The following is a 6,356-nucleotide window of genomic DNA, read 5'->3' on the forward strand; positions in this document are numbered from 1 at the left end:
GGGGTTCTACGCCGGAACCCCAGAAAATTCCGTCATTCCACATTGTGAACGTCAATCGGTTTGTTGCCTGACGTGCCGAGCGAGTAACTCAGTCGGTAAATGCCTGCCCGAACTGCCGTGCCCGCTTTACATCGTCGGTATGCAAGTAAATCGACGTGGTCGAAATCGACGCGTGACGCAGGTTATCTCGTACGGCGCTCAGCTCAACCCCTCTGGCGATCGCGTGGGTCGCATGGGTGTGCCGCATCCAGTGCGGAGAGGCCCGATGCAGCTTTTCAGCCAGCACCGGATGGTCGTTCTTGATAATCTGCGCGACGAGCCGAAAAAACCGGCGCATGACTTCCCACAGCCGCAAGGGCTTGATGCCGGCATCGGCGTCGTCAAGGCTGCCAATCAGGGACGTGGTCGGATTCCAGTGAGCACGGCTGACAGGAAGCCCCCGCTCCTGCAGATATCGGTCCAGCGCTGTGCGCGCTAGGGGTGTCAGGGTAACGCGGGCTGGCTTGCCGCCCTTGCCGACCACGTGCAGCCAGTGATCACCGGCTGCGTCGACTTCGATGCTGCGCAGTGTGGCGTCAGCCAGTTCGCTGATCCGCAGTCCCGTTGCGTAGCCGAAATCCAGCATGAACCGCAACCGTTGCGCAGCGGGCGCCTGCCAGCCGTACGACCACTCGAGCCCGTTGGCGATGGTGCGCGTCAGCATCCATTCTCCTTCGGTGAAAGCGTGCGAGGTTTCAAGAGCCATGGCGCGCTTGCTGCCGCGTACCTTGATGCCGGAGAATGGGTTGGCCACGACGTAGCGCTGCTCGACCAGCCAGCGGAACATGGCGCTGAGCACGGCAAGCGCATGCGCAATCGAACGGGCCGAGAGGTTGTCGACAAACGGGCGCCAGTCCGTTGATGTGCGCGGCCGCGGTGGCCCGACCCAGCGTTCTCGCGGTGTAGGTCTGCGCAGAAACGCCCTGTAGTCGGTGGCATCCCGGGTGGTCAGCGAAGACAGCGCCTTGCCGCGAGCAACGATGCCCCAGAGAATCAGCCGTTCGGCTTCCTTGCGGTAGGCCCGCTGCGTGGCCGGGGATTCGTGCAACGCGAGCCATGCCTGGATAGCGTCGTAATCGTTGTCGACGCCGAGGATGCAGGCCGACACCGGTGCGCGGAAGGCGCCGGCGGATCCGTCGATCTCGTGCGGTAGCCGTAGTTGCTCCCAAGGCGTCACGACTGACTGCCGATCCGCGATGATCAGTGCGCGGGCCCGCTCCGTGAGCGCCGGGTACGCGGCAAAGAAGGCCTCGATCCTTCTTGCACTGGCCGGCCCGAGACCCGGAATGACGGTCCACCACTGCCGGCGACGCGGAATCCGTACCGTGAGATCGGCCAGGGTCCGGATGCCGGCCGCGTGCAGGGTGCGGGCAGCGCGATTCGGCAGCCAGTGCGCAATGTCGTCGCCGATCTGCGGAGCTGGCGCAGGCATGATGCGCAGTAGCTCGACAGCCTGCGTGGTGGCGCGCGCATGATGCATACGCTTTTGGGCCGGGCATTCGAACAGCGTGGCCAGATCTGCCCGCTGTCGGTTACGGGCATAAAGTGCCAGTTGCCGGCGGATCTGGCCGATGACGCCGCGGGCTGACTGGCTGTGGCTGAGCCGATCTTGCATGTACCGGTGTGCCGCCTCACGCGAGGATGCGCCCTCGTACCAGGCACGCAGCGCTGCCAGTGCATCAGCATCAGGAAAGTCGGTCGGGATGTCGGCGGCGGACGGGCTCGTGGGGCGCGTTTTCATGTCATCGAGTTTAATATGGAAACAATGCCACAGAGATAATAAAGCTTATCTCTGTAGAATGCGGGAGTTCAATATTTCTGTCGTACCCCATGTCGTGATATCACAAAATTGAAGGATCTGACGTTGCGTGGAGAGGATGGTCGATGATCAACAAGAATAAGCTGCTCAGCGTCTTTTCCGACGCCGAACAGGAAGCCCTGTATGGCCTGCCTGATTTCGACGATGCGCAGCGGCTGGAATACCTGGCATTGACCGAATCCGAACTGGCGCTCGCCAGTAGCCGGCCCTCCATACCCGCGCAGGTCTATTGCATCTTGCAGATTGGCTACTTCAAGTCCAAGCACGCCTTCTTCCGCTTCGATTGGGACGAGGTTGAGGACGATTACGATTTCGTGTTGAGCCGCTATTTCCACGGCGAGCCGTTCGAACGCAAGCCGATCACCCGGCACGAGTACTACGCCCAGCGCGAACAGATCGCTGAACTGTACGGCTATCGACCGTGGGTGGCCGCCTTCCTGCCGCAACTCATGCAGCAGGCCGCGCAGATCGTACGTCGCGACGTGACACCGGGATTCGTCGCCGCCGAGCTCATCGTGTGGCTCAATGAGCACAAGATGATCCGGCCCGGCTACACGACCTTGCAAGAGCTAGTCAGCGAAGCCCTGTCCGTCGAACGTCGGCGGCTGGGCGACCTGCTCACCGGCGTATTGGACGAATTGACCCAAACCGCGCTAGACCAACTTCTGGTGCGCGATGATACTCTGTCGAAACTGGCGGCGCTGAAACAGGATGCCAAGAATTTCGGCTGGCGTCAGATGGTCCGCGAACGCGAAAAGCGCGGCACGCTGCAGCCGTTGCACGAAATCGCCAGGACGCTGCTGCCCCGGCTGGATATCTCGCAGCAGAACGTGCTGTACTACGCAAGCCTGGCGAACTTCTATACCGTCCACGACCTGCGCAACCTGAAGGCGGATCAGGCGCAGCTCTACCTGCTGTGTTACGCCTGGGTGCGCTTCCGACAGCTCACCGACAACCTGGTCGATGCGATGGCCTTCCACATGAAGCAGCTCGAGGAAGAAAGCAGCGCGGGCGCGAAACAGTCACTCATCGCCGAGCAAGTAAAACGCCATCGGGAAACGCCGCAGATCGGCCGCCTGTTGTCGCTCTATGTGGACGACAGCGTAGCCGATCCGACGCCGTTCGGCGAGGTGCGTCAGCGCGCCTATAAAATCATGGCCAAAGATGTGCTACAAAACACGGCGCAACGCATGACGGTCAAGCCGCTGAGTCAACTGGCACTACACTGGTTGGCGGTGGACGGCCTAGCCAAACGTATTCGCCGTCACCTGCGCCCCTTGTACGTCGAGCTCGACTTCGTCGGCACCTCCCCAGACAACCCGTGGCTCGCGGCGCTGGCTTGGGTCAAGGGGGCCTTCGCCAAACAGCAGCGCCTGTCACAACGACCGCTCGCCGAATGTCCCGCGGCCACGCTGCCGAAGCGCCTGCGACCGTACCTGCTGATCTTCGGCGCTGATGGTCAGCCGACCGGTTTGCACGCCGATCGCTACGAATTCTGGTTGTACCGCCAGATCCGGAAGCGCTTCCAGTCGGGAGAGATCTATCTCGACGACAGTCTGCAACATCGTCACTTCTCCGACGAGCTTGTTTCGATGAACGAGAAGGCCGACGCGCTGGCGCAGATGGAGATCCCGTTCCTGCAGCAGCCAATCGATGCCCAACTCGATGCGTTAGCGGCCGAGTTGCATGCACAATGGCTGGCCTTCAACCGAGAGCTGAAACAGGGCAAGCTTACGCACCTGGAATACGACAAGGATACGCAGAAGCTGATTTGGCGCAAACCGAAAACCGAGAACCAGAAGGTGCGTGAGCAGGCATTCTACGAGCAACTGCCATTCTGCGATGTTGCCGACGTGTTCCGCTTCGTCAACGGCCAGTGCCAGTTCCTGTCGGCGCTGACGCCATTGCAGCCGCGCTACGCGAAGAAGGTAGCGGACGCCGATAGCCTGATGGCGGTTATCATCGCTCAGGCAATGAACCATGGCAACCATGTCATGGCGCGCACCAGCGACATTCCGTACCACGTTCTGGATAGCACCTACCAGCAGTATCTGCGTCAGGCGACGCTGCATGCGGCCAACGACTGCATCAGCAACGCCATCGCCGCGCTGCCGATCTTCCCGTACTACTCGTTCGATCTCGATGCGCTGTACAGCGCCGTCGATGGGCAGAAATTCGGCGTCGAGCGACCGACCGTGAAGGCGCGTTACTCGCGCAAATACTTCGGACGAGGCAAAGGCGTCGTCGCCTACACGCTGCTGTGCAATCATGTCCCGTTGAACGGCTACCTAATCGGCGCGCACGAGTACGAGGCGCATCACGTGTTCGACATCTGGTATCGCAACACGTCGGATATAGTGCCGACTGCGATCACCGGCGACATGCACAGCATCAACAAAGCCAACTTCGCTATCCTGTATTGGTTCGGGTTGCGCTTCGAGCCTCGCTTCACAAACCTCGATGACCAGTTGCAGGAATTGTATTGTATCGACGACCCGGCGCTGTACGAGAAATGCCTGATTCAGCCGATCGGACAAATCGATCGGCAGCTCATCACCAGTGAGAAGACAAATATCGATCAGATCGTCGCCACGCTGGGCCTCAAAGAGATCACGCAGGGCTCGCTGATCCGCAAACTATGTACGTACTCGCAGGAAAACCCGACACGTCGCGCGATTTTTGAGTTCGATAAGCTCATTCGTACCATCTACACGTTGCGTTACCTGCGCGACCCGCAGCTCGAGCGAAACGTGCATCGCTCCCAAAACCGCCTCGAGTCTTACCATCAGCTTCGTTCGACCATCGCCCAGGTCGGCGGCAAGAAGGAATTGACCGGCCGCACCGACATCGAAATCGAGATCAGCAACCAGTGCGCCCGGCTGATCGCCAACGTCATCATTTTTTACAACTCGGCGATTCTGTCGCATCTACTGACGAAATGGGAGGCCAGTGGCAACGCCAAGGCGCTGGCGCGGCTTACGCAGATATCACCGGCAGCCTGGCGGCATATCCTTTTGAACGGGCACTACACTTTTCAAAGCGACAACAAAATCGACCTGGACGCGCTCATTGCAGGGCTCGAATTGGAGTGATCGAATTTTCGGCGGTTCTGGCTTGGAATCCCTTATTCCTGTTACGGTGGAATACGATGCCACAACCAGGTAATCCTTTACCCCCAGCCGTGGTCAACACCTGGCGACTGAGCGTCGGCACGTCGCTGTTCGTGATCGATATCCTGGCCGACGGCAGCTGGCGACCGGCGTATATTGCGCCAAAGCGGCTGGGTGGCTGGACGATGGATGTGTTGCCGAACATGCCGCCGACGTTAGTCGATATCGCTCCCTCGGTACGCACCTGGGCGCGACAGTACGGCGCGAATGTAACGAACCGGCGCACGCCGGCGCGCCGGTTTCCCGCGCAAACCGCTTCTTCGAACAGGACGCCAGAATGAACATGCTGAAACGTCGTCTCGATGCGACAGACGAAAAGCTGCAGGAGCTGAAAACAGCCCGCAAAGCGGCAGCTAAGGCGCAGCGCCAGCAGGTCAAGCAAACGCGCGCGGATCGCGAGCGAAAGATCATGCTGGCCGGCGAGGCGTTGCTGCGGCGTGTCGATCGCGGCGAGTGGGATGAAGCCGATTTCCGCGCGATGATGGACGATTATCTGTCGCGGCCCGCCGATCGCGCGCTGTTCGAGCTCGACGATGTATAGCCTTTGATGTTCGACGTCGACGCACCGCACAGCCAGGTCGGCAAATGTTGATTTGATTCACGATGAAGGATGCCCGATGCTGCCAACGCTCCGCATGAACCGGAATTTTGTCGAGGCCTTGCTGGCCGAGCGCGCGCCCTGCTTTGCGATGGGACTCGTGGCCGAGGGCCAGACGCACTATGCTTGCCTGGCACTGCGGCCGGTGGATGACATTCCGAACGACGTAACACGCAGCGGTTTCAACTTTGGCCACTCGATACGCGGCACCGACGACTTCGAGGTCGTACACTTCGGCTTAGAGTTTTACGGCTACCGCATCTTCAATGCGCTGATCAATCCGAGCAACTTCATCGCCAGGACAATCCTGTCGCACATGGTCGACACGAAGGCGTTTTTCTTCTTCGCGGTCAACCCGTCAGGCGGTGTGACGGTGTTCAAGTCCGGCATCGGTGAATGCAGCCTGGACAGCATCGAGTCTAATCTCGAGCGGATACTGCGCTCGAGCACGTCCGATGCTCAGTACGACGCGGCGCTGACAACGTTCAGCGACCATCCAGATCCGGTCGGGCCGATGCTGCACTGGGTTTGCCGGGACTGCGAAGATTGTCTCGACCTGTCCCACAATGTAATCGAACTGGGCCCCGCGTAACGGTCCTGATGGTCCGTGTGACCGAGACCGTCATGTCACTCACCGGACGTCGCTCCAACATTCTTCGGCTGGAATAAGCCGATTAATGTTCACAATGTGGAACGACGGAATTTTCTGGGGTTCCGGCGTAGATCCCCC

At 60.1% G+C, this 6,356-nt stretch carries 5 protein-coding genes; 4 read left to right on the plus strand and 1 reads right to left on the minus strand.

Translation table 11 applies throughout. From position 1 onward, the window contains the following. Positions 1–88: 88 nt before the first annotated feature. A complete protein-coding gene (locus tag ACPUC8_RS25895) occupies positions 89–1,780 on the minus strand; it encodes a site-specific integrase (RefSeq protein ID WP_007180429.1) in 1,692 nt (563 codons plus the stop codon). A gap of 143 nt (positions 1,781–1,923) precedes the next feature. On the opposite strand from ACPUC8_RS25895, the gene ACPUC8_RS25900 reads away from it, so the two are divergent. From ACPUC8_RS25900 to ACPUC8_RS25915, 4 genes are all read left to right on the plus strand, one after another. After that, positions 1,924–4,950 (plus strand): Tn3 family transposase, encoded by a 3,027-nt coding sequence (locus ACPUC8_RS25900; protein WP_007181927.1) that lies wholly within the window; start codon positions 1,924–1,926, stop codon positions 4,948–4,950. A gap of 56 nt (positions 4,951–5,006) precedes the next feature. Beyond that, a complete protein-coding gene (locus ACPUC8_RS25905) occupies positions 5,007–5,309 on the plus strand; it encodes a hypothetical protein (RefSeq protein WP_007180431.1) in 303 nt (100 codons plus the stop codon). Continuing rightward, positions 5,306–5,569, plus strand: coding sequence for a hypothetical protein (locus ACPUC8_RS25910; RefSeq protein ID WP_007180432.1), 264 nt, complete (start codon positions 5,306–5,308; stop codon positions 5,567–5,569). Before ACPUC8_RS25905 ends, ACPUC8_RS25910 begins: the two co-directional genes overlap by 4 nt. A gap of 76 nt (positions 5,570–5,645) precedes the next feature. Continuing rightward, entirely contained in the window at positions 5,646–6,218 is a 573-nt protein-coding gene (locus tag ACPUC8_RS25915) for a hypothetical protein (RefSeq protein ID WP_007180433.1), read from the plus strand. Positions 6,219–6,356 lie beyond the last annotated feature (138 nt).

It is taken from the genome of Pantoea sp. CFCC18177 (assembly GCF_059412425.1).

What these genes read in the sequence shown, in the direction of transcription:
- ACPUC8_RS25895 (WP_007180429.1), bottom strand. Translation starts at nt 1,780, where the DNA reads ATGAAAACGCGCCCCACGAGCCCGTCCGCCGCCGACATCCCGACCGAC.
- ACPUC8_RS25900 (WP_007181927.1), top strand. Translation starts at nt 1,924, where the DNA reads ATGATCAACAAGAATAAGCTGCTCAGCGTCTTTTCCGACGCCGAACAG.
- ACPUC8_RS25905 (WP_007180431.1), top strand. Translation starts at nt 5,007, where the DNA reads ATGCCACAACCAGGTAATCCTTTACCCCCAGCCGTGGTCAACACCTGG.
- ACPUC8_RS25910 (WP_007180432.1), top strand. Translation starts at nt 5,306, where the DNA reads ATGAACATGCTGAAACGTCGTCTCGATGCGACAGACGAAAAGCTGCAG.
- ACPUC8_RS25915 (WP_007180433.1), top strand. Translation starts at nt 5,646, where the DNA reads ATGCTGCCAACGCTCCGCATGAACCGGAATTTTGTCGAGGCCTTGCTG.